General features: G+C 40.8%; 21 protein-coding genes. 11 read left to right on the forward strand and 10 right to left on the reverse strand.

From position 1 onward, the window contains the following. Positions 1-807: 807 nt before the first annotated feature. Both FNZ24_RS18725 and FNZ24_RS18730 read right to left on the reverse strand, forming a co-directional pair. The gene (locus FNZ24_RS18725) at positions 808-1,650 is read right to left on the reverse strand and encodes a hypothetical protein (protein ID WP_153916349.1); all 843 of its coding nucleotides are present in this window, start codon (positions 1,648-1,650) and stop codon (positions 808-810) included. A 132-nt stretch (positions 1,651-1,782) separates the two neighbouring features. Then, on the reverse strand, positions 1,783-2,175 hold the full coding sequence (locus FNZ24_RS18730) for a nitrous oxide-stimulated promoter family protein (protein ID WP_153916350.1): 393 nt from the start codon (positions 2,173-2,175) through the stop codon (positions 1,783-1,785). A 308-nt stretch (positions 2,176-2,483) separates the two neighbouring features. Between FNZ24_RS18730 and FNZ24_RS18735 the strand changes: the two genes are divergently transcribed. The 7 genes from FNZ24_RS18735 to FNZ24_RS18765 all read left to right on the forward strand — a co-directional run bounded on the left by FNZ24_RS18735 (position 2,484) and on the right by FNZ24_RS18765 (position 8,140). Further along, positions 2,484-3,245, forward strand: coding sequence for a hypothetical protein (locus FNZ24_RS18735; protein ID WP_153916351.1), 762 nt, complete (start codon positions 2,484-2,486; stop codon positions 3,243-3,245). A gap of 243 nt (positions 3,246-3,488) precedes the next feature. Beyond that, complete coding sequence (locus tag FNZ24_RS18740; RefSeq protein WP_153916352.1) at positions 3,489-3,827, forward strand: hypothetical protein; 339 nt, start codon at positions 3,489-3,491, stop codon at positions 3,825-3,827. A 20-nt stretch (positions 3,828-3,847) separates the two neighbouring features. After that, on the forward strand, positions 3,848-5,311 hold the full coding sequence (locus FNZ24_RS18745) for a protein adenylyltransferase SelO (protein WP_153916353.1): 1,464 nt from the start codon (positions 3,848-3,850) through the stop codon (positions 5,309-5,311). Between the two features lie 30 nt (positions 5,312-5,341). Then, positions 5,342-5,695 (forward strand): DUF3630 family protein, encoded by a 354-nt coding sequence (locus tag FNZ24_RS18750; protein ID WP_228768547.1) that lies wholly within the window; start codon positions 5,342-5,344, stop codon positions 5,693-5,695. Then, complete coding sequence (locus tag FNZ24_RS18755; protein ID WP_153916354.1) at positions 5,688-6,728, forward strand: serine/threonine protein kinase; 1,041 nt, start codon at positions 5,688-5,690, stop codon at positions 6,726-6,728. Before FNZ24_RS18750 ends, FNZ24_RS18755 begins: the two co-directional genes overlap by 8 nt. 190 nt (positions 6,729-6,918) lie before the next feature. Further along, positions 6,919-7,533: a thiol:disulfide interchange protein DsbA/DsbL gene (locus FNZ24_RS18760; RefSeq protein ID WP_153916355.1), complete on the forward strand. Its 615-nt coding sequence runs from the start codon at positions 6,919-6,921 to the stop codon at positions 7,531-7,533. Positions 7,534-7,927: 394 nt separating this feature from the next. Then, the gene (locus FNZ24_RS18765; protein ID WP_153916356.1) at positions 7,928-8,140 is read left to right on the forward strand and encodes a DUF1107 family protein; all 213 of its coding nucleotides are present in this window, start codon (positions 7,928-7,930) and stop codon (positions 8,138-8,140) included. Here the strand turns inward: FNZ24_RS18765 and zapB are convergent. Then, positions 8,137-8,337 carry a cell division protein ZapB gene (gene zapB / locus FNZ24_RS18770; RefSeq protein ID WP_144211472.1) on the reverse strand — a complete coding sequence of 67 codons (201 nt, stop codon included), beginning with the start codon at positions 8,335-8,337 and terminating at the stop codon, positions 8,137-8,139. The genes FNZ24_RS18765 and zapB overlap by 4 nt on opposite strands. 357 nt (positions 8,338-8,694) lie before the next feature. Between zapB and FNZ24_RS18775 the strand changes: the two genes are divergently transcribed. Beyond that, positions 8,695-9,780: a branched-chain amino acid aminotransferase gene (locus tag FNZ24_RS18775; protein ID WP_153916357.1), complete on the forward strand. Its 1,086-nt coding sequence runs from the start codon at positions 8,695-8,697 to the stop codon at positions 9,778-9,780. A gap of 176 nt (positions 9,781-9,956) precedes the next feature. On the opposite strand, the gene FNZ24_RS18780 is transcribed toward FNZ24_RS18775, so the two are convergent. The 6 genes from FNZ24_RS18780 to FNZ24_RS18805 form a co-directional block, all read right to left on the reverse strand. After that, the gene (locus FNZ24_RS18780; RefSeq protein ID WP_153916358.1) at positions 9,957-14,426 is read right to left on the reverse strand and encodes an EAL domain-containing protein; all 4,470 of its coding nucleotides are present in this window, start codon (positions 14,424-14,426) and stop codon (positions 9,957-9,959) included. Between the two features lie 385 nt (positions 14,427-14,811). After that, a complete protein-coding gene (locus FNZ24_RS18785) occupies positions 14,812-15,744 on the reverse strand; it encodes an acyltransferase (RefSeq protein ID WP_153916359.1) in 933 nt (310 codons plus the stop codon). 14 nt (positions 15,745-15,758) lie between these two features. Next, positions 15,759-16,646, reverse strand: coding sequence for an acyltransferase (locus FNZ24_RS18790; RefSeq protein WP_153916360.1), 888 nt, complete (start codon positions 16,644-16,646; stop codon positions 15,759-15,761). Positions 16,647-16,830: 184 nt separating this feature from the next. Continuing rightward, complete coding sequence (locus FNZ24_RS18795; protein WP_153916361.1) at positions 16,831-18,351, reverse strand: YifB family Mg chelatase-like AAA ATPase; 1,521 nt, start codon at positions 18,349-18,351, stop codon at positions 16,831-16,833. 180 nt (positions 18,352-18,531) lie between these two features. After that, entirely contained in the window at positions 18,532-19,560 is a 1,029-nt protein-coding gene (locus FNZ24_RS18800; protein WP_153916362.1) for a M48 family metallopeptidase, read from the reverse strand. Positions 19,561-19,686: 126 nt separating this feature from the next. Then, on the reverse strand, positions 19,687-20,928 hold the full coding sequence (locus FNZ24_RS18805) for a YjgN family protein (RefSeq protein ID WP_153916363.1): 1,242 nt from the start codon (positions 20,926-20,928) through the stop codon (positions 19,687-19,689). A gap of 443 nt (positions 20,929-21,371) precedes the next feature. On the opposite strand from FNZ24_RS18805, the gene FNZ24_RS18810 reads away from it, so the two are divergent. Beyond that, on the forward strand, positions 21,372-22,463 hold the full coding sequence (locus tag FNZ24_RS18810) for an ABC transporter substrate-binding protein (RefSeq protein WP_153916364.1): 1,092 nt from the start codon (positions 21,372-21,374) through the stop codon (positions 22,461-22,463). Positions 22,464-22,474: 11 nt separating this feature from the next. On the opposite strand, the gene ilvY is transcribed toward FNZ24_RS18810, so the two are convergent. After that, on the reverse strand, positions 22,475-23,347 hold the full coding sequence (ilvY, locus tag FNZ24_RS18815; protein ID WP_153916365.1) for an HTH-type transcriptional activator IlvY: 873 nt from the start codon (positions 23,345-23,347) through the stop codon (positions 22,475-22,477). Between the two features lie 202 nt (positions 23,348-23,549). Here ilvY and ilvC point away from each other — a divergent pair, with 202 nt between their 5' ends. Then, a complete protein-coding gene (ilvC, locus tag FNZ24_RS18820; RefSeq protein ID WP_153916366.1) occupies positions 23,550-25,031 on the forward strand; it encodes a ketol-acid reductoisomerase in 1,482 nt (493 codons plus the stop codon). A gap of 592 nt (positions 25,032-25,623) precedes the next feature. After that, positions 25,624-26,927, forward strand: a 1,304-nt coding sequence (locus FNZ24_RS18825) for a thiamine pyrophosphate-binding protein (RefSeq protein ID WP_153916367.1), incomplete at its 3' end; no start/stop codon positions are given.

Consider the following 26,927-nt stretch of genomic DNA (forward strand, 5'->3'; position numbering starts at 1 on the left):
CTGCAAAAATAACCTTGAAAGATCATCAGACCCTAATTAGACCTGAGCATAGCAGTTTTTATTTCATTGAATTAAAGTAAAAGTGAATATGGGTTTACTTTTTGTTATTRRATCACAATACCTTTCATAATAACTCCTACTGATTGATAAGCCCGCCATTGAGGCATTTATCTGGGTTAATTTAGTTGATTAAGTTTAAATGCTAGCAGCATAACAAAGCCGATGGCTGAAACACAAAACTAAAATGCCTAATGACAGCAGTGGTTCAGCATTAGTTACTAGGGCCTGTTGTTTTGATTATGTTTTTATAATCTATTCTTGAATCCCAAGCTGGTAATAATCAAACCACTTGTTATCCCATTCCATTTTAGCTTTAAGATGTCGGTAGTGACTCAAGCCGTCGACTTCGCATGGATAGACACTCAATTTGACAGGTATGTTTAAATAAAGTCTTAAGGAACTATATAACCCTTGAGCATGGCCAACCGTTACAGGCTGTTCATGCTCGCCAATATGGATCAAGATTGAGTAGTGATGTTATTTGCTTTACTGAGTGATGAACTATGGGAATAAGCTTTAGGTTTCCCCAAGGTAGCCCTGCCATAAAGTTGACCGCATGACAGAGAGTATCTTCGAGCATCAACAGTAAACGTTGATCAAATACGCCCGCAGCAGAAAGGATATCTTTAATTTCAATATCGTGCTCACGATCGACAAGTTAGGTTGGAAACTCCCATTAACGCTAAACCCAATGTGGCGGATTGTTGCTGACGAAATTGTCATGGAGCTCCTTTCCTTTTTTTGTTATTAATGGAGTCGTTTTTCTGTGGGGTTATCTTCATTAATAATCGATTGTAAGTAATTTAACTCTTCTGAGTTAAGCAGTTGAGCACTGGCTTTTTGTGGTTTATCACTGGTGTCATTGTTGGTTTTAACATTGCCACGTAAATATGCTGCGCGGGTTATTTGGTGCAAACCGTATAACGCAAAACCATATACTGTGAGTAATAAAGACAACCTACCAATGGTATGGGCTAACTCTGAGACCGTGTCACCGAAGTAAATTGGCACTAAAACCATAACTAAACGGAGCACCCAGTTTAATAAAATACCGCCAGTGAGAATTAACAACCATCGAAATCGAATGTCCTTCAAGCTTTGTTGGTTTGTCAGTTTGAAGCGTTTTTTATGTTTTTTTAATGTTCTGAAAATCAGCACAAAGTACAAAATACTTTGTGCAATGAGAAGCCCGGGTGCGATTAAAGCTAACTTATTGATGTGGACCAGCTCACTTACAGTGGTAGCTGACTTGAGAGAAGCGTCTGGGTCAAGGCCAATATTAAATGATATGGCTGCCACAATGGCAATCATGGAAATTAATGTCGGCAATAAATGCTTAATGATATTGAGCTCAGAAACGTTAATTTGCAGGCTAGATTTGCAGTAAGAATAAAGCAGCGGCATTAGCAAAAAGTAAAAAGGCACCATCAAGGTCAACATAAAGTGGATTTGAATCGGAGCGTTTTCTCGGGTAAAGGCACCCGTGGCAAAAAATAAGGCTATGAGGATGAAAAGTGAGCCTAGAAGACGATTACTCTGAGTGGTTGCGGGATCGGTATTGGCATAGACGTAACGTACATATAAGCCCACCCCTAAGCAGTGAATACCACCGAGTAATGATAACCATATGTAAGCTTGTGAAAAAAACGGTCCGAGTTCGATTGGCTACCCCTTATCAAAGTTAAGTGATAATACCTTTAAGCGACTACTTCGACCAGTATCCTAAGTATTTTTTTGCTTTCTCATATGCCGGTTTGAAGCGCCTTCCGGTGGTTTTCCAGGTGCAGGCTTCCTCTCGGCGAGTAAATGTTTAATCGACATAATGGGGTGTGGGATCAACATTCGAGGGCCTGAGTAGATCATGATCTCTCGGACTCTCTGTTTCATATGTGGCTTATAGCAATGAACTGGGCATTTATTACATGTGGGTTTATCTTGACCATATGGACAACGATCCAGCCTAGTTTCTGCATATTGCAGTAACTCAGTGCATTCTGCGCATAAAGCTTGGTTATGTTCTGGTTGATGGTGAGCACGGCAATAAATTTTTGCCATTGCAGTCATCGTATTCAGTTCAAACAATAGCTGACCAGAAAGAAGCGGGGTAGCTGACATAGATAAATACCTTAGTAATTTACTCGGGTATGGTTAGTGTAACGAGCAACATAATAGGAGTTCAATTTAGGTCATAATAAGCTTGAGCTAAAGCACAAAAATGTAAAAACTTGAATTTATCCCCAGTTATCACGTTTAAAGGCACAAATGAGGGATAAACACTTGATTTATTACCGCACAATAGCTTATTAATACGTATATAGTTGCTTAAAAATGCAGCGTAAAAATTATTCCTCTTGAATACGCTTTGACCTTTTTTCAAAAGCTATTTTAAATTCATAATTAATGACACGGACATGGTGTTATCAATGAAAATTATTGTAATTGTTTTATTAGTTTTGCTTGGCGTTTATTTATATCGTCGTACTCAAAATGTGGCCCAGCAAGAGCTTGAAAAAACTGATTTGAATCAGACAGCAAAAGAGTCAGATAGTAATATTAAAAGTGGCGATGATAATGTCGTAGAAAGTGAAGCTGAGACTATAGTAGAAAGCGAGACAGTTGTCGCGGAAACTGAAAATGCCGCTGCAGAGCCAGCTGCCGCTGAAGAAGTCAGTGTTGAAACTGCACCGGAAAAAGCTGCAGAAACCGCCGCTGAGCCTGAAGCGACCAAAGAGCCTGAAGTTGTTCAAGAAACTGCGGCAGCGGATAATAGCCAAAACTTAGCTTTACCAATTACTGGTTTATGGGCGGGTGAAGTGTTTGCTGATTTAGTGGCTAAATACGATTCTCAAGCTGATGCAACCGCTCAGCATCAGAGTTTATTGAATATAATCGGACACAGTTACAAATTACGTAAACAGGCAGAATACTGCCAATATGGCGCTCAATTGACCGAGACTTACTTATCAGTATATGAGCAGTATCATCGAGATAATAAGATAGCGGCTGATGAAAAAGGCCCGGGCTTCATGCAACTTTCAACTATGCTTAACGACACTAAACAATTTGATCAGGCGATTTCACTGTGTCAGAAAGCATTGGCTTATCAACTGAGTGATGGAACTGTCACTGGATTCGAAGGTCGAATTAAGCGTATTGAAAAAGCGAAGTCTAAAGCAGGTGATTAAGTTATTACTCATCTAGCCTATACGTTAGAGCTTGAGTGAGTATACTCATATATTCACCTATAGATTGAAATTAAGCGGACTCAGGTTCGCTTTTTTATTGGCAAAAATGCTGATTTATATAGACAAACCAGACGATGTTGCCATTATAGGGCGCGTTTAAATGAACCAAGGTGAACCTTGCGGAATTGATGAAAATTTAAATGTAAATCGACAGTGTATTTAAAGAAATAACAAGAGGTTTTTATGAATTCCAATGTACTGATTAAAGTAGTTTTTTTATTGGGTTTGGTCAGTTTGACAGGGTGTTTACGCACGCCGGAATGGACTCTTTTTTACTATGCTGATGAAGCTAAAAAGCCTCAAAACCCGATTAGTGCAGACTATATCGCGGGTTACTACGACACTCTTGAGCAATGTCAGTTGAAAGGGAATGGAATGTTACGCTTGAGTGGAAAAAGCACTGTTGAAATGGGCAATAAAGCCCTTCAAAATGCTACCGCCATTCCTGTCGCTATTCAGAAAGGATATCAATGTGAGCACTTATGCGAAGTCAATGACGACAATGTCATCATCTGCCAATAGGCTGCCCTAGGGAAGATTTAATGCAGTTTAAACAAGACTTTTTTGAGCAGCTTGAAGGGTTTTATTCTCAGGTTTACCCTTTGCCAATCAGTAACCCACATTGGCTTGCATGGAGTGATGATGCTGCAAAGCTCATAGGACTCTCAGCGCCTAATGATGAGCTGCTAATGCAGTTGTCGGCCAACCATGCAGTGCCTGGTGCGAGTTATTACGCCCAGGTTTATAGTGGTCATCAGTTTGGTGGTTATTCACCTCGCTTGGGTGATGGTCGTTCAATTATTCTTGGAGAAGCCGTTAGCAAAAACCATCAAGCGTGGGATGTTGCATTAAAAGGTGCAGGTCCGACGCCATACTCTCGTCACGGCGATGGCCGCGCGGTCATGCGCTCGGCGGTCAGAGAGTTTTTAGCTTCAGAAGCTTTAGCTGCATTATCTGTTCCCACAACCCGAGCACTTGCGGTGATTGGCTCAGATTTACCCGTATGGCGAGAATCTCAAGAAACCGCAGCAATTACTGTTAGATTAGCCAAAAGCCATATTCGCTTTGGCCACTTTGAGTATTTTTGTCATAGCAATGAAGGCGGTAAAGATAAGTTAATCCAGCTGCTCAACTTTACTATTGCTCAGCATTATCCGCACCTTTCACAAGATGCTCAAGGCTATAAAGCATGGTTCACTCAAGTGGTTAAAGACACGGCTGTGCTTATTGGTCATTGGCAAGCTGTGGGTTTTGCCCATGGGGTGCTCAATACCGATAATATGTCGATTTTAGGTGACAGTTTCGATTTTGGGCCTTTTGCTTTTTTAGACACCTTTAAAGAAGACTTTATCTGTAATCATTCTGATCCAGAAGGGCGGTATGCTTTTGGCCAGCAACCTGGTATTGGACTGTGGAACTTGCAGCGATTAGCTCAAGCGCTAACACCAGTGATTGAGTCTGATGATTTAGTCGCAGCGTTAAATACATATCAAGCAGAATTAGTGCAGCAATATTTGTTATTGATGCGCGCAAAAATGGGTATGCCGCTAACTGAGAAGTCGGCTGTTCAAACAGAACAAGATAAGCAGGATTTAGATTTAATTGGCCGTTTTTGCGCTGTAATGCAAAAGAACATGTTGGATTACACCCATACTTTTCGCGCCTTTGGCCAACTGGATATGAGCAGTGAAAAGGCGAACTTATCTGATGAAATTATCGACCGTCCCACATTCGATACTTGGTTTACAGATTACCAACAACGTGTGGGCAAGGTTGAAGATATCGAACAATGGCAAGCTGCGAGAAATAGCGTTAACCCCAAATATATATTACGAAATTACTTAGCCCAAGAAGCGATTGTCGCTGCAGAAGAAGGCGATAATAGTAAACTGGTAGAATTGCATCAGCTGCTGAGACATCCCTATGCTGAACAAGCAGATAAAGCGCATTATGTGCAGCGCCCACCTCAATGGGGACAAGGCCTAATCATGTCTTGTAGCAGTTAGCGTTTCATCGATTAGATTTTAAGGAATTTTATGGACTCAGGTTCATTAGAGAAAAGCATGCCAAATACAATAAGTATCAAGGAAGCAAGGTTAGATAACGACGCTTTAAGCATTTTGATTGTTGCTGACATAGACTTTGAACGTTTTGAAGAGTTTGCAGAGCCTTTAGCCAGAGCATTAGATTGTGAAGTGCGTGAGCGTCAATGGGGGGCCGATCGTCATCAGTGGTTATTGAACTTTGAAGGAAGCCAGTTGTGGCTTCATTATGAGTTTTATGGCGATATATGTTGGATAGCGACAGAAACCAAAGCAGATATAGAAGTATTAGATTATTTGATGACACTAATTCGCCCATTGTTAATGGCAAAGGGATCTTATGAGTAATCGTATAGAAGACGATGACGCAAAAGCTGTAAAAACCCCAAGAGAAGATGATGCTTCTTTTCATTATCAAGCATTAACGCCTGACTTAATTCTCGATGCGATTGAAAGCCTCGGGGTTTACCCAGAAACAGGCTTGTTAGCACTCAATAGTTATGAAAATCGCGTATACCAATTTCGATGCGATCGCGGTAACCGTTATGTGGTGAAGTTCTATCGACCACACCGCTGGAGTGAAGCGCAGATCCAGGAAGAGCATGACTATGCGCTTGCGCTGGCGGCTGAAGACATTCCTATTGCAGTGCCTTCGATTATTAACGGTCACACCTTACATCATTACCAAGGCTATAAATTCACTTTGTTCCCATCTATAGGCGGTCGGGCATTTGAAGTGGATAATTTAGATCAACTTGAATCCGTGGGTCGGTTTATTGGTCGCATCCATCAATATGCGAGTAAACAGCCATTTAAATACCGGGAGCCAGTATCCACTCAAATACTTGGCGACGATGCATTAGCTTTTTTGCACCAGTCAGGCCAAGTGGCAGACGGTATTAGCAATCAGTTTTTTACAGTCGCGGAACAAGTCTTAGATAAAGCGAAAGGTATCATCTCTGAGCACACGTTTCCTACGATTCGTCTGCATGGCGATTTACACGCAAGTAATATTTTATGGACCCCAGATGGTCCAGGCTTTGTTGATTTAGACGATGCTCGCCAAGGTCCCGCAGTACAAGATATTTGGATGATGCTCACAGGAGATAGACAACAGCGGCTGTTACAGCTGGATGTTCTACTTGAAGGCTATCAAGAGTTTTATGATTTTGATCAGCGTGAACTTAAGCTAGTAGAGCCTTTGCGAGCATTAAGGATGTTACATTACAATGCTTGGTTAAGTAAAAGATGGCAAGATCCTGCATTTCCAATGAACTTTCCGTGGTTTGGTGATATCAAATACTGGGAACAGCAGACTTTAGCCTTTAAAGAGCAACTCGCGGCGCTCGATGAAACTCCATTGAGTTTGATGGGCTATTAACTGGCTTTAAGATTATGTAGATTGTTACAAATGATCTTGATAAGTTCTTGAGATACGAAGATAACCTAAATTATGATAACGTTTAGGATATAACTCATTTAGCTATGTGTATAAACCAGTCAATTGATGGCATATACAGATGGCAAGTTTAAAAAAATATATTTTAAGATTGCACACTAAAGGAAGCAAAATGAAAAAAGCACTATTAATGGCTGCAGCACTACTACTGGCCCCAATGGCTGCAACTGCTGCAGATTATAAAGAAGGTGTGCATTACACCGTGATTAACGAAGGCCCAGCGACATCTAAGCCTGAAATCACTGAGTTTTTCTCTTTCTTTTGTGGTCACTGTTATAACTTTTCAAAAACGGTTGTACCAAAAATTGAAAAAACCTTGCCAGAAGGCGTAACGTTTAATCAAGCTCACGTTGAGTTTATTGGCCGTGAAATGGGGACTGAAATGTCTCGTGCTTTTGCCATTGCGCATCAGCTAAATGTTGAAAAGAAAATTGAACACGCGATCTTCACTGCGATTCATGATGCTAAACAGCGTTTCACTTCTCAAAACGACATTCGCATGGTATTTATTGCCAACGGTGTTGATGGTAAAGACTTCGACGCAGCTGCAAACTCATTTATGGTGAATGCGCAAATGTCTAAAATGAAGCGTGATACTGAAAACGCTAAACTGTCAGGTGTACCAGCTTTAGTAGTTAATGGTAAATACCGTGTTGAGACAGGTTCAATCAAGTCTTACGACGAGTTATTAGATATTGCATACTACTTAACGACTGTAGATAAGTAGTCTTGTTATTGGCGCTTTAAATGCCGAGAACTAAATAATAAAAAAGGAGCCTTTATCGGCTCCTTTTTTATGGCTTTAACATTATAGCTTCTGAGTAAATAGCTGAAAAAAAGCAAAAAAAAACCGTAGGTTTTAAAAATAGGATTTTAAAACGATACGGTGATGAGCCAATTGGCTCTTTATTTACCCTGAGTAACGTGGTTACTCTATCAAAGCGTCAAAAAAATGGCAAGTGTCATTTTTGTGTTGTTTTTAAGTATCGATGATTTAATGGAAAGAGTGTGTGCAATTTCGCAGAAATTTACATAAATAATGTTTAATTTAATGAAACTCTTTAGGGCTTTATAATGTCAAAAATTGAGTCAATAAGATAACAACATGCTTAGGAGTTTTCATGAGACGCTTCCCAGTTTATGCACCAAAGCTAATTGTAAAACACGCTAGAATTTTTGTGACTGGAGTTATTTGGGTTAAAGATTTAGGGTGTATTGAATTTAACCGAGGGCGTTTTTTGGTGCCGAAAAAAAGCCTGCCAAAAGTTAAGCAGGCTGTTTCAGAACTTAATGAGCTACTTGCAGCTCAACATCTTGAAGCAAGTGCTGTTTAGCTTTCGCTATTAAGCAATCCAACAAGACCATTCACTTTGTCATTCCACGAGTTTAGGTCTTGTTGCAGTTGTTGATTAGACTCAGTCAACTGAGCATTCTTTTGCTTCTCTTCTTCAAGCTCCATTTTTAGTAGCTCAGCATTTTCAAGAGTAGCCTGGATTTTGGCTTCCAGTTGGGACAATAATTCAAGGCTCATATCGGGAGTCCTAATAGTTTCTGGATGGAATGCTGATTCTAGCAGTGACTGGGGTTTAAGGAATAGACAAATCTGTTAAGTGGTCAAAAAAAATACCAGTTTTACTACTATTTTCTAAGCTTTAATCTTCAATGGGTTTATTTCTCCGTTTTTACGCTTTTTCATCCTCATTTTTTAACTCGTTGCCCCTTTGATTAATGGGTGTTTTCTAAATTATCTGCGTTTAAAACACGTTTAATTGCATTTCTATTATTGTGCAATTCAATTGACGGTTAAATTTAGTTCACTTTGCCCATTTGCTTGACATTGCAACTGATGATTCATAGTCTGCAATCTCTGTTTTCAAGGTGGTATCAAATGGACATCAAATATAATTTAAAATCGTCACGCCGTACTGAGCAATTTCAACCTGAAGGTAATGTTGGCTTTGGTAATCTCAGAACTGATCATATGTTTTTAATGGATTATCGAGATGGCCAATGGTGCGATCCTCGCATCGAACCTTATGCTCCTTTTGAAATTGCGCCAGGTGCAATTTCTCTGCATTACGGGCAATCAATTTTTGAAGGCGCCAAAGCCTTTATGCATGATGATGGTGAAATCTATACATTTAGATTGAACAAGAATGCTGAACGTTTAAATACCTCTGCAGATATCCTGTGTATTCCTAACCTTGATGAAGAGAAACAGCTGGAAGCGATTAACGCATTGATTGATGTCGATCGTTTGTGGTTCCCAATGCAAGATGGCGCATGTTTGTATATTCGCCCGTTTATTTTTGCAACTGAAGATCGTTTATCAGTTAGCCCGAGTTTGAATTTCACTTTTTGCGTTATCTTGAGTCCAAGTGGTGCCTACTACGCTGATGGTGTGAGCAAAGCGATTCGATTACTGATCAGCAAAAAGTTCCATCGTGCGGTATCTGGTGGCACTGGTGCATCAAAAGCTGCGGGCAACTATGCTGCTTCTTTACGTGCTGGCCAAGCTGCTGCTGAGTATGGTGCTGCGCAAGTGCTTTATCTTGATGCTAATAATCAGCAAATCGAAGAAGTGGGTGCGATGAACCATTTCCACGTGCTTAAAGATGGCACTGTGGTGATCCCAACCTTCACTGACACCATTTTGAAATCAATTACATCGCAATCAATGCTAGAACTAGGGCATATACTGGGCTGCGAAGTGCGCCAAGAAACAATCATGCTTGATAAGTTTATTGCTGATATTGAAGCTGGCGAAATCGTTGAGGCGGGTGGTTTTGGTACTGCTGCGGTTGTGTCACCAGTGGGCTCATACATCTTTGAAGATGGCCGAGTGGTTACTGTGGGTGATGGCGAGGTTGGCCCAAGTATTAAGCGTATTTATCAAATCTTCACTGAATTACAAAATGGTCAACTTGAAGGCCCAGAAGGTTGGGTTAAACGTGTTGAGCGTGTAGCTCCTTAAGCGCCATAAGAATAGAATTCTATAATGTAAAAAGGCGATAATTCTTAACGAATTATCGCCTTTTATTTTATTTGGTAGAACTTCAAACCTACCGCTCAATCTTCCTATAACCTCTTCTAAAACGTCAGTTCTAAATCATTAGTGCTAAACGCTCGGTTCTAAATGAATAGGATCGATTATTGTTCGCTGACAATATCGGCATTCTTTTCAAGTTTATCTTGGGTTAACTTTTCTAAACAATCTTCAGCAGTTAACGGTTTACTCAATAGGAAGCCTTGAACCTGATCGCAGCCTTCATATTTTAAGAAGTCTAGTTGCTGTTGAGTTTCTACCCCTTCAGCCACAACGTTGAGCTCTAGACTGTGTGCAAGGGTAATAATGGCGCTAGTAATCGCGGCATCATCAGGGTCTTCAATAATATCTCGCACGAATTCTCTATCCACTTTCAGTGTGTCGATAGGGAAGCGTTTCAAGTAGCTTAAGCTTGAATAGCCAGTACCAAAGTCATCAATGGCAATGGTCAGCCCAAGTGCTTTTAACTGAGAAAGTACTTTCACTGAATCTTGTGGGTTACCCATGATCATTGATTCAGTTAACTCAAGCTCTAAAGCACTTGCCGGTAGCCCTGATACTGCCAAGGCAACTTCGATAGTCGAGATAATATCGGCCTTTAACTGTCTTGCAGATAAGTTTACAGCCACTGAAATGTCGTCGAAACCAAGCTGATGCCAACTGGCGAGTTGATTACAAGCTTCATCAATCGCCCAATGCCCGATGGCATTAATCATGCCTGTTTCTTCAGCGAGAGGAATGAACTCAACCGGTGAGATAAACCCTAACGTCGGGCTGTTCCAACGTAGCAGTGCTTCTACACCTAAAATACGCTTGGTCTTGATATCGTATTTAGGTTGGTACACAAGATACAATTCATTATTTTGAATCGCTTCTTTAAGCCCTGCCTCAAGTTCAACGTGGCGAGTAGCGTATTGGTTTAACTCTTCAGTATAGAACTGGAAGTTATTACGACCCAATGATTTAGCGTGATACATCGCTGTATCGGCATACTTAATTAGTGACGTTGAATCATCAGCATCGTTTGGAAATAAGCTAATACCAATCGATGGCGACACGGTGATATTTTTACCTTCTAATAAGAAGGGGGCTTTAAAGGCTTTGAGGACTTTTTCAGCAATAATGGTCGCCGCTTTGAGTTTGGCAACACCTTCTAAAATAATGGTAAATTCATCACCGCCTAGTCTGGCCACTGTGTCGCCATCACGAATAGCATTTTGCAGCCTTGATGCCACAGCCTTTAATAGTAAATCGCCCACATGATGACCCATTGAGTCATTGATGTGTTTAAAGCGGTCTAAATCCAGGAATAGTAATGCCACGATAGATTTTGAGCGATGAGCCTTAGTGATGGCTTGGTTCAATCTATCTTGGAATAAGGTACGGTTAGGTAGACCGGTTAATGGGTCAAAGTTCGCTAAGATCCGTAAATCTTCTTCTGCTTTTTTACGGGAAGTAATATCGGTGAATACCGCAACAAAGTGACTGGTTTCACCTTTGTTATCGATGACTTGGTTAATTTCGAGCCAAGCTAAGATGCCTTTCTTATCTTTAGTGCGAATGTTAATTTCGCCAGCCCAATGCTTTTTACGCAGCAGTTGTAACTCAACATTATGATAGAACTCCCTAGAGCGCTTACCATGGGCTAAATATAGAAAGTGTTTGCCGGCAATGGCATTAGGGTCAAAACCTGTTATGCGACTAAATGCTGGATTAACCGAGCGAACGCGATAGTCTAACTCACCAACGACTACGGCCTCATTCATACTATGAAGTACTTGAGTTGAGAGTTTAAGCTCATTTTCCGTTTCTTTTCTGGCAGTAATATCTTTGTGAGTTCCCGCCATTCGTACAGGTCTGTCTTGCTGATCCCATTCGACTACTTTGCCGCGATCGATAAGCCAAATCCACTTACCAGGTTGCTTTTCAATACGATACTCGGCTTCAAAAAACTCTAGTTTTCCATCTAAGTGTTGGTTGAGAATTTTAGATACTCGGAGTTTATCTTCAGGATGAATATTATTAATTAATGCTTGGGTTTCGTTACCGAGCATAAGCGGTGGCACCATATCGGTACGATACACTTTATTTTCGCGTATATTCCAATCCCACATACCGTCGCCTGAAGCCCACAATGCAAGCTTAAGACGTTCTTCTGATGCTCGAATACTTATTTCAAATTCACGCTGTTTTTCACGTTTAAGTTGTTTAAAGTAAATAATCATGGTCAATATCAGCATGATGACGATGCCATAGATAACATAAGCACCTTTGCTTAAGTAAAAAGGCGGCACAACAGTGAACTTGATACTTAAAGGGTCTTGCTGATAGCTGTTATCGGTAAGCGTAAAGCGCACTAATAATTCATAGTCTTTAGGCGCCAAGCTGGTAAAGGTGATTTCATTGGTTTGGTGTAAATCTACCCATTGTTCATCATTACCAATGAGTTTGTAGCTCAGTTGATGGAAGCCAGGATAATTAAACTCTAATGCGCTGACATCAAAACGGATAATTTTATTTTCAAATGGCATTAATAAATCAGGCGGCGCGGTAAGATCATGGAGTAGGTGGCGTTCTTCACCAAAGGTATAGCTAGTGAGAGCCAATTTCGCATCAGGTCTTACTGCAGGAACATTTTCAGGCATGAATTGATTTAAACCATTAATGCCACCAAACCAAAGCTCGCCGTCTGGATCTTTAAATTTAACCCCACCGTTAAACTCATTGGCTTGTACGCCATCAAATTCGTTATAGGTGATTAACTCTTGTTCAGGACTTAGACGGATAATGCCTGAATTTGAACTTAACCATAAATTCTGGCTGTTATCTTCCAAAATGGCATAAATAGTGTGTTTTTTGATGTGTTCATTAAGTGCTTCAAAATGAATTGTGCCATCGTTTGACTCAATGATTTTATCAACACCGCTGTGAGTCGCCATTAGGAACTGTTTATCATGAGTGATAATAAAATCCCTAATTCGATTATCACTTAATGACGATTCATCGGCAGGTTGGCGACTTTTAAAGGTGAGCGCTTGTTGATCAGGCTTTAATCGCACCAAGCCTGCCATAGTACCTATCCATAAACTGTCGTTATGATATTGCAATGACAGAATAGTTTGTTTTTGCGGAGAGTACGCTGTTTGAAAATCAAATTGATAACGGTGTAAAACCCCTTCACCAGGTAAAACGAAATACAAACCATTATTGCTGCCAATCCATAAACGCTGCTTGTCATCCAGTGTCAAACTGCGAATTTGAAGGGTGTTAGGCATTAAATTATCAAAAGCGGGTAAGAAGGTAAGTTGCTGCTCTGTGCTTAATCTTGCTAAGCCGTGATTGGTGCCGAACCATAAATTTCCGTCATTTGTTTGCGTGATAGCATGAACGGTAAGACTAAGTTCATCTTCATTGAGGTTGAGGGCTTTAGCAAAAAGGTCATTGTAGTAGTAAAATTGACCTTGCTGTTCGTCGAATGTTTTTAGACCTGCGCTTTCTGTACCTATCCATAAACGTTGTTGTTTATCACGAAAAATGGTGCGGATCATATTGGCCATTTTAGGTTTAGATGGGTGCATTTCAAAAATGTGATTGAAGTAAATTTGGCTCAGATTAAGTTTGTTAATACCCGAATAACGGGTACCTAGCCAAAGCGTACCATCATGGGCAAGCATGATACTTTGAAGATTGTTCTCGCTGATAGATTTACGGCTGTTGGGATCGTATTTATGAATACGGCTGCGCCACTCACCGTCAATGTTATCGAGTTGAATTAAGCCCGAGTTAGCCCCAATTGCCCAAACCTGATTACTGCTACTGATAACAAAATCATTGATTTTGTTGAATATGGTTGGCTGCTCATTAACCCAGATAACTTTTTTTTCATGGGTTTCTAAATCATATCTTATTAATTGATTCTCAATTGCTAGCCAAACCGAACCATCAAGTTGGTTAGTTTGAATGCTGTTGACTCTTAACTCTGATGGAATATCGAGCCGGATTATCGTGTTTGTATCAATGGCAAAGGTGCCACTTTTTTCAGTGCCGACAAAAATGTATTTATCATCCACATTGGCGACACTGGTGATGTGTGGGTCAATATTGTTACTTAGGCTAATTTTAGTAATTTTGTTTGTTTTCAGCGAAAGCGTATATAAACCTGTCTGTGTTCCTATCCATACTGAATCACCAATGAGGCTGATTTTGGACAAGCGTAAATCTGTTAGTCCCTGTTCAATACCGTAATTAGTAAATTTGCCGGTGGTGAGATCTAACCGACTTAAGCCTTGGGAGTAAGTTGCCACCCACAGATGATTATCTGTTGATTGGAGAATATCAATGATGAAATTACCTGCGATGCTGTCAGGGTTATTACTGTCATTGAGAAAGACATCAAACTGAATGCCGTTGTAGCTATGTAAGCCATCTTGAGTGCCTACCCAGAGCATCCCCGCTTTATCCATGAAGAGTTTAGTCACAGAGTTTTGGTTTAACTCATTGGACGCTTCAAACTGCTCAAAAGACAGCAGATGGTTGTCATTTTGAGGAGTGATTGCAAACACGGAAGTTGGCATTAAGGTAAGCGAAACCCAAATGAACAAACATGCTCTCAACATTGTGGATAAAGGAAAATTCAATCTGCACCTATTGTTTTGAGTATGGGCATGGAAAAGTCATGCTGGGTTGCATATTGTTATGTTGAATGTAACATTTTAACAATGATAGTCAGACAGTCCTAAAAAGGACATAGTTCCGCAGCTTTTACATATAAGACGGTAGCATTGTTACATTCAATTCTTACCATATTACGTAGCTATGTGTTTTATTTCAAATTAGATTTCAGTTTTTCAGTTTGGTGAATGTTGTAAAACTGCTTAGCTGTTAACATTTGCTGTTATGAGCTTGGCTGAAATGAAAAAAACACGCTAAACAGCGTGTTTTTTTGATTGAAATTAACAACTATTTTTTCTGAGTTGTATCAGATATGTATTGTTTAAATATCTCATCAAGTTGTTGGTCTTTATCAACCCAAATTTGATTGAGCCAGCGCTGAAATTCCACGCGTGTCTCTGCATGGGAGAAATATACTTCAGAGTCCACTTTTGGCACTGACATTTGTTCAACTCTAACGACAATTCTTTTAACTTTTCCTGACATGACTTGATAAAGCACACCTTCTTTAGCTTTAGCATCGGCATCTGGGTAGGCTAAGGTCATGTTTAACAAACCAGTAAATTGCTCACCCATTGCCGATAATGTAAACGCAATACCACCCGCTTTAGGGCGTAGTAAATGGCGATAAGGTGATTGCTGACGTTTGTGTTTATCTAGGGTAAAACGACTTCCTTCAACATAATTAATTATTGAAGTCGGGCTATGTTTAAATTTTTCGCAGGCTTTGCGGGTAGTCTCTAAATCTTTTCCCTTTAATTTAGGATTCTTTTTTAATTTGGCTGGGCTGGTACGGTTCATAAATGGCATGCCTAGCGCCCAACAGCCTAAACCTAAAAATGGTACAAAGATGAGTTCACGTTTTAAGAAGAACTTCAGCATTGGAATATGGTTGCGTAAAATATAGGTTTGCGCGGCAATATCAAAACCACTGACGTGATTACTAATCAGTAAATACCAGCCTTTTTCATCTAAATCTTCTAGTCCTTGAATATCCCATTCAATTTTAGCGATTAAGTATAATATGCCGCCATTACACGTTGCCCAGGCCCACATAAAGCGGTTCATTAATCTTGTTAATCCATTTTGACCCGCAGAAAATGGAATAAAGACTTTAATGATGCCGCCAATACTGATTAAGCCTGCCCATAAAACGGTATTGATAATCAGTAATAAGGTGCTAATAAAAAAGAGCACTGGACCTGGTAAAAAACTTAGCATGTAGCTAAAAACCTCTATTTATAGTTATCAGCCATTTTGCTGATTTTGTTGTCTTTCTCAAGCCAAAGTTGATTTAACTGACTTTGAAATTGTATTTTAAACTCGCGATCTTTGCTGTAATCGCCGCGCATTTCATCAGGGATATCGGTAATTTCAATATCAACCAATACTTCATCTAATCCATTGCAAATATACTCCCAATAGGAAGGTATTTTGTCAGGGTAGTAGATGGTGACATTAACCAATTTATTTATTTGGCTACCCATGGCATCTAACGCGAATGCCATTCCGCCAGCTTTTGGCTTTAACAAGTGCTCAAATGGCGAGTTTTGTTTTTTATGCTTACCAGGATGGAAACGAGTTCCTTCAACAAAATTCATCACACTCACGGGTTTATGCTTAAACTTTTCACACGACTTACGGGTAATCTCGATATCTTTACCCTTAAGTTTTGGATTCTTCTTTAATTGTGCTGTGGAGTAACGACGCATAAATGGAAAGTCTAACGCCCACCATGCTAACCCTAATACAGGCACATATATCAGCTGCTGCTTTAAGAAAAACTTCAAGAACGGAATTTTTCGGTTAAACACTCGCTGTAAAATTAAAATATCTACCCAAGACTGGTGATTAGCAATGACCATGTACCATTCTTTTTCGGAAAGTTGATGGTTACCACTAATGGTTATTGTCGTTGGATGAAAAATAGCTTCTATAACCCCGTTAACAGAGATCCAAGCACTAGCACAATTATCTAAAATATAACTGCATATTTTTCTAATTAAGTTAATTGGTAAAACCTTGAATATACTAAATATAAGTATAGGTATTACCCAAAAAACAGTATTAATTACATAGCAAATAAATGCTATAGATCCTTTAATTTTTGCGAACAGCGGCATCTAGCTCTCCTGTGAATGGAGGCTTATGTTACTCCGTGACAAGCTTATCCTCAATCCGAAGGACAATAATATCGCAATTTTTACTTAAAAATTACAGGCTCATCTATATGTATCGCTGCTGGGTAGCTGTGAAATAAATAGAACACTGCACATTTTTTACGGTTTGCTTTGGGGTTATAAGGGATCATTGCTGCGCTAATCGGTTCATTAATCTGTCCATAGCCCGATATCCAAGCGCTTGGGCAATATGACGTCGCTCAGTTGTCTTAGATTGCTGTAAATCAGCAATGGTACGAGCAACGCGTTGAATACGATGAAAGCTGCGTACTGAGAGACCGAGTTGTTGAACGCTTTGATCCAGAAACTCTAAATCTGCTTGAGTCATGTCTAAGTGTTGCTTAAGTAGTGAAGGAGATAGCTCGCTATTAAGGACTCCGGCACGAGAAAGTTGGCGTTCTCGGGCAAGATTGACTCGCTTAGCAATACTATCACTGCTTTCAGCTATTTTTTGCGGTTGGGTAAGTGTACCTGCGGGTAATTTAGGGACTTCGATAGTGAGATCAAATCGATCAAGAAATGGTCCTGAGAGTCGTGATAAATATCGCTGGATTTGATCTGGTGTCGAACGGGCATTATCAACATCTCCGCAAGGGCTGGGGTTCATTGCTGCAATCAATTGAAAGCGACTGGAAAACTTTACTTTGGCTGCAGCGCGGGAAATGACGACTTCACCAGACTCCATTGGTTCTCGTAGGCAATCGAGCACTTTGCGTGGAAACTCGGCGATTTCATCCAAAAACAATACCCCGCGATGAGCCAGTGAAATTTCTCCAGGTTTTGGAATACTGCCTCCACCCACTAAAGAAATAGAAGAGCAAGTATGATGTGGCGCGCGAAAAGGGCGTTCAAGAAATGCATTTGGCTTGATATTCAAGCCTGCGACAGAATGAATCGCTGCCACATCAATAGCTTCTTCATAGCTGAGCTTAGGGAGTAACGGAATAATACGATTGGCGAGCATACTCTTGCCAGTTCCTGGTGGCCCTAAAAATAAGGTGTTGTGACCACCTGCAGCGGCGATTTCTAATCCTTGTTTAGCTTGATATTGCCCGATGACTTCACTTAAACACAATTCTGGTCCAGTGCTTACCTCTTCAAACCATTGGGGCTGTTGATCCACTAGTGGGAGTTGAGCTTGCCCATGCATAAAGGCTGCAAGGTGTTGTAAGTGGGCAACAAAGTGAGTTTTTTCAAAGCCAACGAGCTCTGCCTCATGACGGTTATCAAGGGGAATGAATAGCTGATGCTGTTGATTTTTAGCAGCAATAATCGCCGGTAAAATGCCAATACAAGGGCGAACTTCCCCAGATAGAGCGAGTTCACCAATAAACTCACTGTGGGGAAGTTTATCTATCGGTACTTGGCCTGAGGCGGCTAAAATACCGATAGCAATGGGGAGGTCATATCTACCGCCTTGTTTAGGCAAATCTGCTGGGGCGAGGTTGACCGTGATACGCTGCATTGGGAACTCAAAGCCGGCATTAATTAGAGCGCTTCTGACTCGCTCACGGGCTTCTTTGACAGAGGTCTCGGGTAATCCAACTAAATTGAAAGCAGGGAGCCCATTACTTAAGTGAACTTCAACGGTAACTTTGGGGGCTTCCACGCCACAACAGGCGCGGGTCATTACGCAGGCTATTGCCATAAACAAATCCTTTTGCTTGCTAATTTTAACTAAAACAATCCATTAATCGCAGCTAAGTGTAGCAGCTAAAATGAAACATAGATTTGCACAGGCTTTGTGCTAATGTTTTGTGCTTAAGAATTGCACTTCACATTATAAGATGCCTTTCTTACTAAATATCAGCGAGCTAGTATTTAGCTATCATTGATTTTGTGAATACTTCTTTAATTCAGCCATGCGATCTTCAAGGTTAGGATGAGTACTGGCCCAATCGGGAATATCTATTTGATGCTTTGATTGCAGTAGTTTGTATAGAGATACCAACGAGTCAGTATTTTGATACCAGTTATGTAAGTGTTCGGCTGCAAAGTTATCGGCCTCGTGTTCATGGTGACGCGAGTAGCTTAAACTGGTACCTAATACCGTTACACTCATTAAGGTATCGGCAATACCACTGGCTTCACCTACTATCATCGCGGCTGCTATCGATAAGATGGATGATTGCACTATGCTGGTCATAATGTGTCTATGTCGAATATGGCCTAGCTCATGCAAAAGCACAGCTTGAAGTTGACTATCATTATCTGCAAGTTCAATCATTTCGTCGGTAAGAATAATATGGCCGCCAGCCATGGCAAAAGCATTAGCGCCGTCTTTACTTGAGAAAATAAGTAACTGTGGTGGCTGAGAAAATAACTCTGCTTGTTGAGGGAGTTTGTTTACTGTGTCGCTAAATAGCTGTTGAAGTTCTGCTTGGCGGTCGCTAGTTAAACTTGACTCGCTAAATCCCATTTCTTCCACCAGTGACAAACTGTAGTCACCGACTTGCTTTTCAACAGAGTGAGGTACCATATTGGCAATCAATTTAGACGCTGCTGGAACACCATAAACAATCGTACTGTAAGTCACTACAACGGTGACGATACAAGCTACAACAATTAAGCCTAAATGTTGTTCAAGCTTATTAATGACAGAGGGTTTACTGTGTTTGGTGAGCCATTGATTTAAATGTTGGCTTTGACTCGCTACAAATACGTGACCGTTATTAAAGGTAATATTACGTGGTGTATTTCCAAGTGCTGCAGAGATTTCTGTGGTTTCAAGTTGATGTTGACCGCTAAAAGGTTCACTGCTCACCGTTAGCATTCCATTTGCCCCTAGTACCATTGAAGCAGGGTATTTGGTGGCATTTTTAGGTGCCAGAATGTGGCCGTCTATTTGTTCTATCACAGCATTCTCAACATGGTTTTTTGATTAAGGTGAGGGTGAATAAAACTTTCTCACAGCAAAGTGCTGTGAGAAAGATAATTACGCTTGTCTTTATGAGTTGTCATTACAACTTATCAAGCGCTTTGATTACACAATACCTATGTTGATATCAAAAGCCCCTGCCACTTCATCTGCAATTGCTGCATCGCTTTGCTCATTATGATCATGAGCGTGCACTAGTGACAAATTACCTTCAACTTCGGTCACTGAAGCCATGTATTTCGCACTGCGCACTTCTGCCCATGCGATACCAAAACCAAATGTGACGATGACTAATAAAAAGTTGGTGACAACTAATGCTAAAAAACTGCCTAGTGCCATGTTCGAACGCATCTGCAGTTCACCATCTAGCTTGGTCTCATTAAACATATAATTACGAGTGCAGACTTTGACATAAGCCGCAATCACCATACTCACTGCAAGCATAAAGAAATAGCTAACGATTAACATCATAAAGCCCATTGCTTCACCACCTTGCATAGCATCTGAGCCTTTGAAGCCATTTTTAATCAATTCGACAATAGAGCCCATAAAACCAAAAGCAAATGCAATTAAAGTGCTGGCCACCATAGCGCCCATAAATAAGGCCATCGCTTTTAATGCAATTTTCATATATTCACGGATGTTCAGTTCAGCTTGAAATGCTTTAGTACCGTAGCGGTAGCCATTAACCATATATTGAGCAATACCTGCCGATACCCAGGCATAACAAAAAATCATAGCTGCAAAGAAAAACAGTACAGCAACGACAACACCGACACCAATAAGCTCATCAGATAAGAACTTTGACCCCGCTGCAATTGCCATCGGTCCAGCAATAACAATCAAGTAAGCGAGTAAAGGTTTAACTAATAATTGCAGGTAAGCCCCAGCGTACGATCCTTCAAAATTAAAGCGCACATTTCGAAAGCGAGTCATGCGTGCATCAAAACGCATATTACGAACAGCCAGAAAAGGCGTGGCAAACATTAAGATAACGGCGAGTGCGATGGCAATAATGGGATTAATAGCATTTAAAATTGCCCAGCCAATTAACAGCACTACAGCAATGATACGTCCAATTAAAATCTGTATCGGTGTGGCTAAATATTCAAAGCGGTCACCGCCAAGCTCTGTATTGCTGTAAAAATAACAGTGAGTACGGACTTTTGCCCAAGCTGAATAAATGCCGAGGGTCACCATGGTCAGCAGCATGTTGACGATCCATATACCGAAAAATTCACCGCCAATGCCATGAAATTTAAACGGGGTAATGGTTGAACTAGAATGTGCTGATGATTGAATTGCTGAAGCAGTACTGCCTTGTGTAGATGAGTCTATGTTACTCATTTATATTTCCTTCCGTTGGAATTGAGAGGCTTATTAGAGCCTTTAGTACTAGATAAATCAATTTATTTAACAATTTAGTATACAAATTGATACTTAATTTTATTATTAGCACTAGGGCTTGTTGATCTTTGCATGTTAAATTTTGTTCGAGTTAAAAAAGTAACACGTTTTTAGCCGAACCCTTCGGGCAAGGTTTGCTGGCTATTTTTACTGTGTTATCGACTTTTTATGTAGAACAATGACTTAAGTAGAACAGTTACACCACAAAGTTTCAGTCTTGTATCAATGGCCTGCCATTCGTTGCAAAACGACCTTAAAAGATCAACTGGCCTTAACGTATAAGCTGAGTTCGATGCGATAGTTTTAGTGTAATGAAGGGATTTGTTGGACTAACCTAAGTGCTAGATTCAATATGACTAATTGTTCAAAGCAGGGAGCGGTAAATGCTGAAATGGATAACAATAGCCTTATTATTGGCGGGTAATGGACTTTTTTTTGTAAATCAGACTCAGGCAAATCAGGTTCTAAAAAATCAACTTACGGCCAATCAAGAAATTGATAGTCAGCTGCAGGAAAATATTAATGTAGTGTATTTAAATCCTGGTGCAGTAGATGAATCTTTTTGGCTTAATGTTGATAATGTCATGAGAGCATCAGCCCAAGCGCAAGGTATAAACTTAGCCATACACCATGCTAATCGCGATCGCATTAGAATGCTAAGTCAAGCAGTTGAAGTCGCTAGTCAAATCTCATTACCCAACTATCTCATTATGGTCAACGATAAAGAGGTGGCCAAAAAAGTACTGCAAATATTTTATCGAAAGCCTGTTTATATCGTGTTTATGATTAATGATATTGAGCATGAAACCAGGCTAGAGTTATTAAAGGATCCTCATTGGCAGCAATACTTATTACCTGCAGTAATAGAAGATAATTATTATATTGGCCGGGCGTCAGCAGCAGAATTAACCGAATTTTTCAGCACTCAACCCGCCCATGTAGTTGCTGTAGCGGGTGATAAAGTAAGAGCAACATCCTTGCAGCGCACACAAGCTATGGAAGGCTATTTCAATATTCATCTGGATATTGTGTTAGAACAGGTGGTATATGCCGACTGGCAAAAAGACAAAGCCTATGAGCAAACGCAAGTATTATTAAATCGGTTTCCAGGTGTAGATGGGATTTGGACAGGTAATGATGAAATGGCCGTTGGTGTGGTTAAAGCCCTAAAAGAAACCCATCGAAAACCCGGTGAAGATGTTAAAATCTCCACTGTAAACCCCTCCAATTTATCTTATGAACTGCTTAAAAAAGGTGAAGTGAACTCGGTTGGCGGCGGCTCTTTTTTACTCGGCGGTGTAGTGCCCCTTAATATTACGCAGCATCAGCAAACAGGTCGTTTCGATTTATGTCTTGATGAACACTTTTATCGCCAACTTAACATCGATAGTCCTTTATTTTCGATGATTGTTGAAGGTCAGTGGCATCAAATATATCAACAAGAAATAGCCGCTATTTGCCAAGTTAACGAGTAATAGATATTCGATTAAATAACATCTAGAAAAGCTTTTAAAATAGGTTCTTGTATGCGTTTTTCTTTGCAGCAGCAACCTAGTTTGAAAGGTGAAATAGGTTGAGGAGACTCAAGCTTTTTTAATCGGCCTCTCACGGGACTATTTTCAACTACCACTTCTGGGCTGATACTCACACCACACCCTAATGCGACCATCGAGGTTATCGCTTCCTGTCCTGATACTTGCGCATAAATATTGGGTTTAAAACCCATCGCTTTGAACCAGTTATCCGCTCGTCGGCGTCCTGGACCATGATCGGGCACAATATAAGGCAGCTTTGCCCAATTTATGGGTGTTTCTGAGGTCATCTGTTGGGCGATACAATGTATTGTTGGCGCATAAACATGAAGAGGGACTTGATCAATTTCTTCAAAGTGAAGGCTCGACGGTAGCGCATCTGGCAGGGCGATAATGGCAAAGTCGGCTCGATTGTGCTGGATCTCATCCACCGCATTGGCTGCATCACCAGTGTTTAGGGTGATTTCTACCATGGGGTGCTCACGTCTAAAACGGTCGAGTAATGCCGGTAAGTGGCTATAGGCCGCAGTAACTGAACAATATAAATTGATACGACCGTGCAGTAAGGGTTGATCGGGGTCGATGCGACCTTTTAAGTTAAGCCATTCAGATAATGTTTGCTCGGCAAAACGTCTAAATTCATTGCCTGCGTGGGTGATACTGACACTGCGGTTATCACGTTCAAATAATTTACAACCCACTTCTTCTTCAAGTCGTTGTAGTGCGCGGCTTAGTGTAGATGGGCTCACATGGGTTTGTTCTGCTGTTTTACCAAAATGCAGGCTATCGCACAGGTGTAAATAGAGTTTTAACGCACGAATGTCCATGATCTCACCTATATTTAATCAGCTATTTTTAGGTTCATTGTAGCGAGTTGTAATACGTTGCATAAAATGAAATATAACATCCCGAATATATCATTTTAAGCAACGATAAGCTTACGCTATAGTGATTTCAATCACAACTTTTGAGCAATCAGACTGCCAAAATGTTGTGTCTCAAATTTCTGGATTAAAGGTGGTATCTCAGATGGCTAACTATTTTAACTCTCTGAATTTACGTCAACAATTAGCTCAACTAGCACAATGCCGCTTTATGGACCGCACAGAGTTCAGCGACGGCTGTAATTTCATTAAAGATTGGAACATCGTGATCTTAGGTTGTGGGGCACAAGGCCTAAACCAAGGTCTGAATATGCGTGACTCAGGTTTAAATATTTCTTTTGCGCTACGTCCACAAGCCATTGCCGAAAAGCGCGCTTCTTGGAAACAGGCTACCGATAATGGTTTCAAAGTAGGTACCTTTGAAGAGCTGATCCCTGATGCTGATTTAGTATTAAACCTTACCCCTGATAAGCAACATTCAAATGTGGTTAATGCTGTTATGCCATTGATGAAGCAAGGGTCTACCTTGTCTTACTCTCACGGTTTTAACATCGTTGAAGAAGGCATGCAGGTTCGTTCAGATATCACAGTTGTGATGGTTGCACCTAAGTGTCCTGGTACTGAAGTACGTGAAGAATATAAGCGTGGTTTTGGTGTACCAACGCTTATCGCTGTTCACCCTGAAAACGACCCTAAAGGTGATGGTCTTGCCATTGCTAAAGCCTATGCAAGTGCAACTGGTGGCGATCGTGCAGGTGTTTTACTGTCTTCATTTGTCGCTGAAGTTAAGTCTGACTTAATGGGTGAGCAAACGATTCTTTGTGGCATGTTACAAACTGGCGCCATTCTTGGTTACGAGAAAATGGTTGCTGACGGTGTTGAGCCAGGCTACGCAGGAAAGTTAATCCAACAAGGTTGGGAAACGGTGACTGAGGCGCTTAAACATGGCGGCATCACTAACATGATGGACCGTTTATCAAACCCAGGCAAAGTAAAAGCTTTTGAAGTTGCTGAAGAATTAAAAGTGATTCTTAAGCCATTATTTGAAAAGCACATGGATGACATTATCAGTGGTGAATTCTCTCGCACTATGATGGCTGATTGGGCTAACGATGACGCAAACCTATTGCGTTGGAGAGCTGAAACTAACGAAACAGCTTTTGAAAATTCGCCAGCATCTGATGAACATATTGATGAGCAAACTTACTTTGATAAAGGCATCTTCTTAGTTGCCATGATCAAAGCAGGTGTTGAGCTTGCATTCGATACTATGGTTGCAGCGGGCATCATTGAAGAGTCTGCGTACTATGAGTCTCTGCATGAAACGCCATTAATTGCCAACACGATTGCACGTAAACGTTTATACGAAATGAACGTCGTGATTTCTGATACTGCAGAATATGGTTGTTATTTATTCAACCATGCAGCTGTGCCATTACTGACTGATTACGTTAAAGCTATGTCGCCAGAGTTATTGGGTGCAGGCCTTAAAGAAGGTTCAAACAGTGTTGATAACAAGCGTTTAATTGAAGTGAATGAAGCGATTCGTCATACGGATGTTGAGTTTATCGGAGCAGAATTACGCGGTTACATGACTGATATGAAAGGTATTGTTGAAGCTAGCTAATATTTGTTGATTGTGTTGTGAAGTACCTGTTCAGCTAGGCTATCGGGCAGGCATCAAATCTACTTTTCTAGATGGGGGAGTAGAAACAATCTAAGAATTTTAGGGTGAAAAAATAAGCCAGAATATTACGAGTGAATACTCAGGTTTATCTTTCTCATCATAGCTTTAGATTTTGTTGTTGTTTGCATTGTCTCGGCAGGGAAGCTGAATTTTTTTTGCAACACAGGATTTTTTGTTGTGTTTATAAATCACTTTATGGTACTCCTATAGAGAATAAATTATAAACAAGTCTGGCAAGGAGCCGGATTTGACAGAAGACTTAACAAATATTTTTTAGGACTCAGATAGACATGTTAAACCAAACTGCCCAACTCATTATTGTGATTATTACCGTCGTGATTATTAAGTCACCGCGGGGGTGGCGTTTGGCAACGAGACTGAGTTAATAGTCAGAATTTGCAAAAACCCCCGCTCCGAAAGGACCGGGGGTTTTTTGTTTTCTAGGCCTAATTAATCTAACGCTTCAATGATGATTTATCACAGAACACTTTTTTAAAACCAGTAATTGCTGACGAATGACGAGAATACGACTATGGATACAGAGCAGAAAATGCGAGGCGCAGACGCAGTCATTAAAGTATTGGCCGCACATGGGGTTACAACTGTTTTTGGTTACCCTGGTGGTGCGATTATGCCGATTTATGATGCCTTGTATGGTCATCCCGTTGAACACCTTTTAAGCCGCCATGAGCAAGGCGCTGCATTTGCGGCTGTAGGCTATGCCAGAGCCAGTGGTAAAACTGGGGTATGTTTTGCGACTTCAGGTCCAGGTGCGACTAACCTTATTACGTCATTGTCTGATGCTCTGCTAGATTCAGTTCCTGTGGTGGCGATTACTGGTCAAGTTTCAACAGCAGTGATTGGCACAGATGCTTTTCAAGAAATCGATGTATTAGGCATGTCATTGTCGTGCACCAAACACAACTTTATGGTGACCGATATTAATGAGCTAATTCCGACACTGTATAAAGCGTTTGAAATTGCTGCTTCAGGGCGTCCAGGGCCAGTATTAGTTGATATTCCCAAAGACATACAAATCGCTGAGCTTGAATATAAAACGCCACTGCTTACTGTGAATGAAGAACCTGAGCCAGAAGTCAGTGCTATTGAAGCTGCTAGTCAATTATTACAGCAAGCTAAAAAACCAATCCTGTATGTTGGCGGTGGTGTAGGTATGGCTGGCGCGGTCGATCATTTACGCCAGTTTATTGATAAAACAGGCATACCATCGGTGGCAACCTTAAAAGGACTTGGTGCAATAGAGCATGGCACCAAAGGTTACTTAGGGATGTTAGGTATGCACGGTGGTAAAGCGGCAAACTTGGCCGTACAAGCCTGTGATTTATTGATTGTGGTTGGGGCACGTTTTGATGATCGGGTGACAGGACGTTTAGCGACATTTGCAGGAAATGCCAAGGTGTTACACCTTGATATCGATATTGCAGAGATAAATAAATTACGCCAAGCCGATGTCGCAATTTCTGCGGATTTACGTCAAGTGTTGCCTGCCTTATCTATGTCACTAGAGTCTAAGTCACTAGAGTTTAAGTCACTAGAGCTTGGCCAGTGGCAACGTGAAGTTGAAGAGTTATACCGTGAACATCAATGGGACTATCAACATCCTGGGGAGTTGATTTATGCCCCTGCGATGTTACGTCGATTAGCAAATAAATTGCCTGAAGACAGTGTTGTCAGCTGTGATGTTGGCCAGCACCAAATGTGGGTGGCGCAGCATATGTGGTTCCGTCGCCCTGAAGATCACTTATCCAGCGCTGGGCTAGGAACAATGGGCTTTGGTTTACCTGCAGCAATTGGCGCTCARGTCGTAGCGACTTG

Source organism: Shewanella sp. TC10, assembly GCF_009663145.1.
Lineage (GTDB): Bacteria > Pseudomonadota > Gammaproteobacteria > Enterobacterales > Shewanellaceae > Shewanella.

Coding starts and splice junctions, on each gene's coding strand:
- FNZ24_RS18745 (WP_153916353.1), top strand. CDS start 3,848: ATGCAGTTTAAACAAGACTTTTTTGAGCAGCTTGAAGGGTTTTATTCT.
- FNZ24_RS18735 (WP_153916351.1), top strand. CDS start 2,484: ATGAAAATTATTGTAATTGTTTTATTAGTTTTGCTTGGCGTTTATTTA.
- FNZ24_RS18790 (WP_153916360.1), bottom strand. CDS start 16,646: ATGCCGCTGTTCGCAAAAATTAAAGGATCTATAGCATTTATTTGCTAT.
- zapB (WP_144211472.1), bottom strand. CDS start 8,337: ATGAGCCTTGAATTATTGTCCCAACTGGAAGCCAAAATCCAGGCTACT.
- FNZ24_RS18795 (WP_153916361.1), bottom strand. CDS start 18,351: ATGGCAATAGCCTGCGTAATGACCCGCGCCTGTTGTGGCGTGGAAGCC.
- FNZ24_RS18765 (WP_153916356.1), top strand. CDS start 7,928: ATGAGACGCTTCCCAGTTTATGCACCAAAGCTAATTGTAAAACACGCT.
- ilvC (WP_153916366.1), top strand. CDS start 23,550: ATGGCTAACTATTTTAACTCTCTGAATTTACGTCAACAATTAGCTCAA.
- FNZ24_RS18780 (WP_153916358.1), bottom strand. CDS start 14,426: ATGCCAACTTCCGTGTTTGCAATCACTCCTCAAAATGACAACCATCTG.
- FNZ24_RS18760 (WP_153916355.1), top strand. CDS start 6,919: ATGAAAAAAGCACTATTAATGGCTGCAGCACTACTACTGGCCCCAATG.
- FNZ24_RS18755 (WP_153916354.1), top strand. CDS start 5,688: ATGAGTAATCGTATAGAAGACGATGACGCAAAAGCTGTAAAAACCCCA.
- FNZ24_RS18785 (WP_153916359.1), bottom strand. CDS start 15,744: ATGCTAAGTTTTTTACCAGGTCCAGTGCTCTTTTTTATTAGCACCTTA.
- FNZ24_RS18740 (WP_153916352.1), top strand. CDS start 3,489: ATGAATTCCAATGTACTGATTAAAGTAGTTTTTTTATTGGGTTTGGTC.
- FNZ24_RS18810 (WP_153916364.1), top strand. CDS start 21,372: ATGCTGAAATGGATAACAATAGCCTTATTATTGGCGGGTAATGGACTT.
- FNZ24_RS18775 (WP_153916357.1), top strand. CDS start 8,695: ATGGACATCAAATATAATTTAAAATCGTCACGCCGTACTGAGCAATTT.
- FNZ24_RS18750 (WP_228768547.1), top strand. CDS start 5,342: ATGGACTCAGGTTCATTAGAGAAAAGCATGCCAAATACAATAAGTATC.
- FNZ24_RS18730 (WP_153916350.1), bottom strand. CDS start 2,175: ATGTCAGCTACCCCGCTTCTTTCTGGTCAGCTATTGTTTGAACTGAAT.
- FNZ24_RS18805 (WP_153916363.1), bottom strand. CDS start 20,928: ATGAGTAACATAGACTCATCTACACAAGGCAGTACTGCTTCAGCAATT.
- ilvY (WP_153916365.1), bottom strand. CDS start 23,347: ATGGACATTCGTGCGTTAAAACTCTATTTACACCTGTGCGATAGCCTG.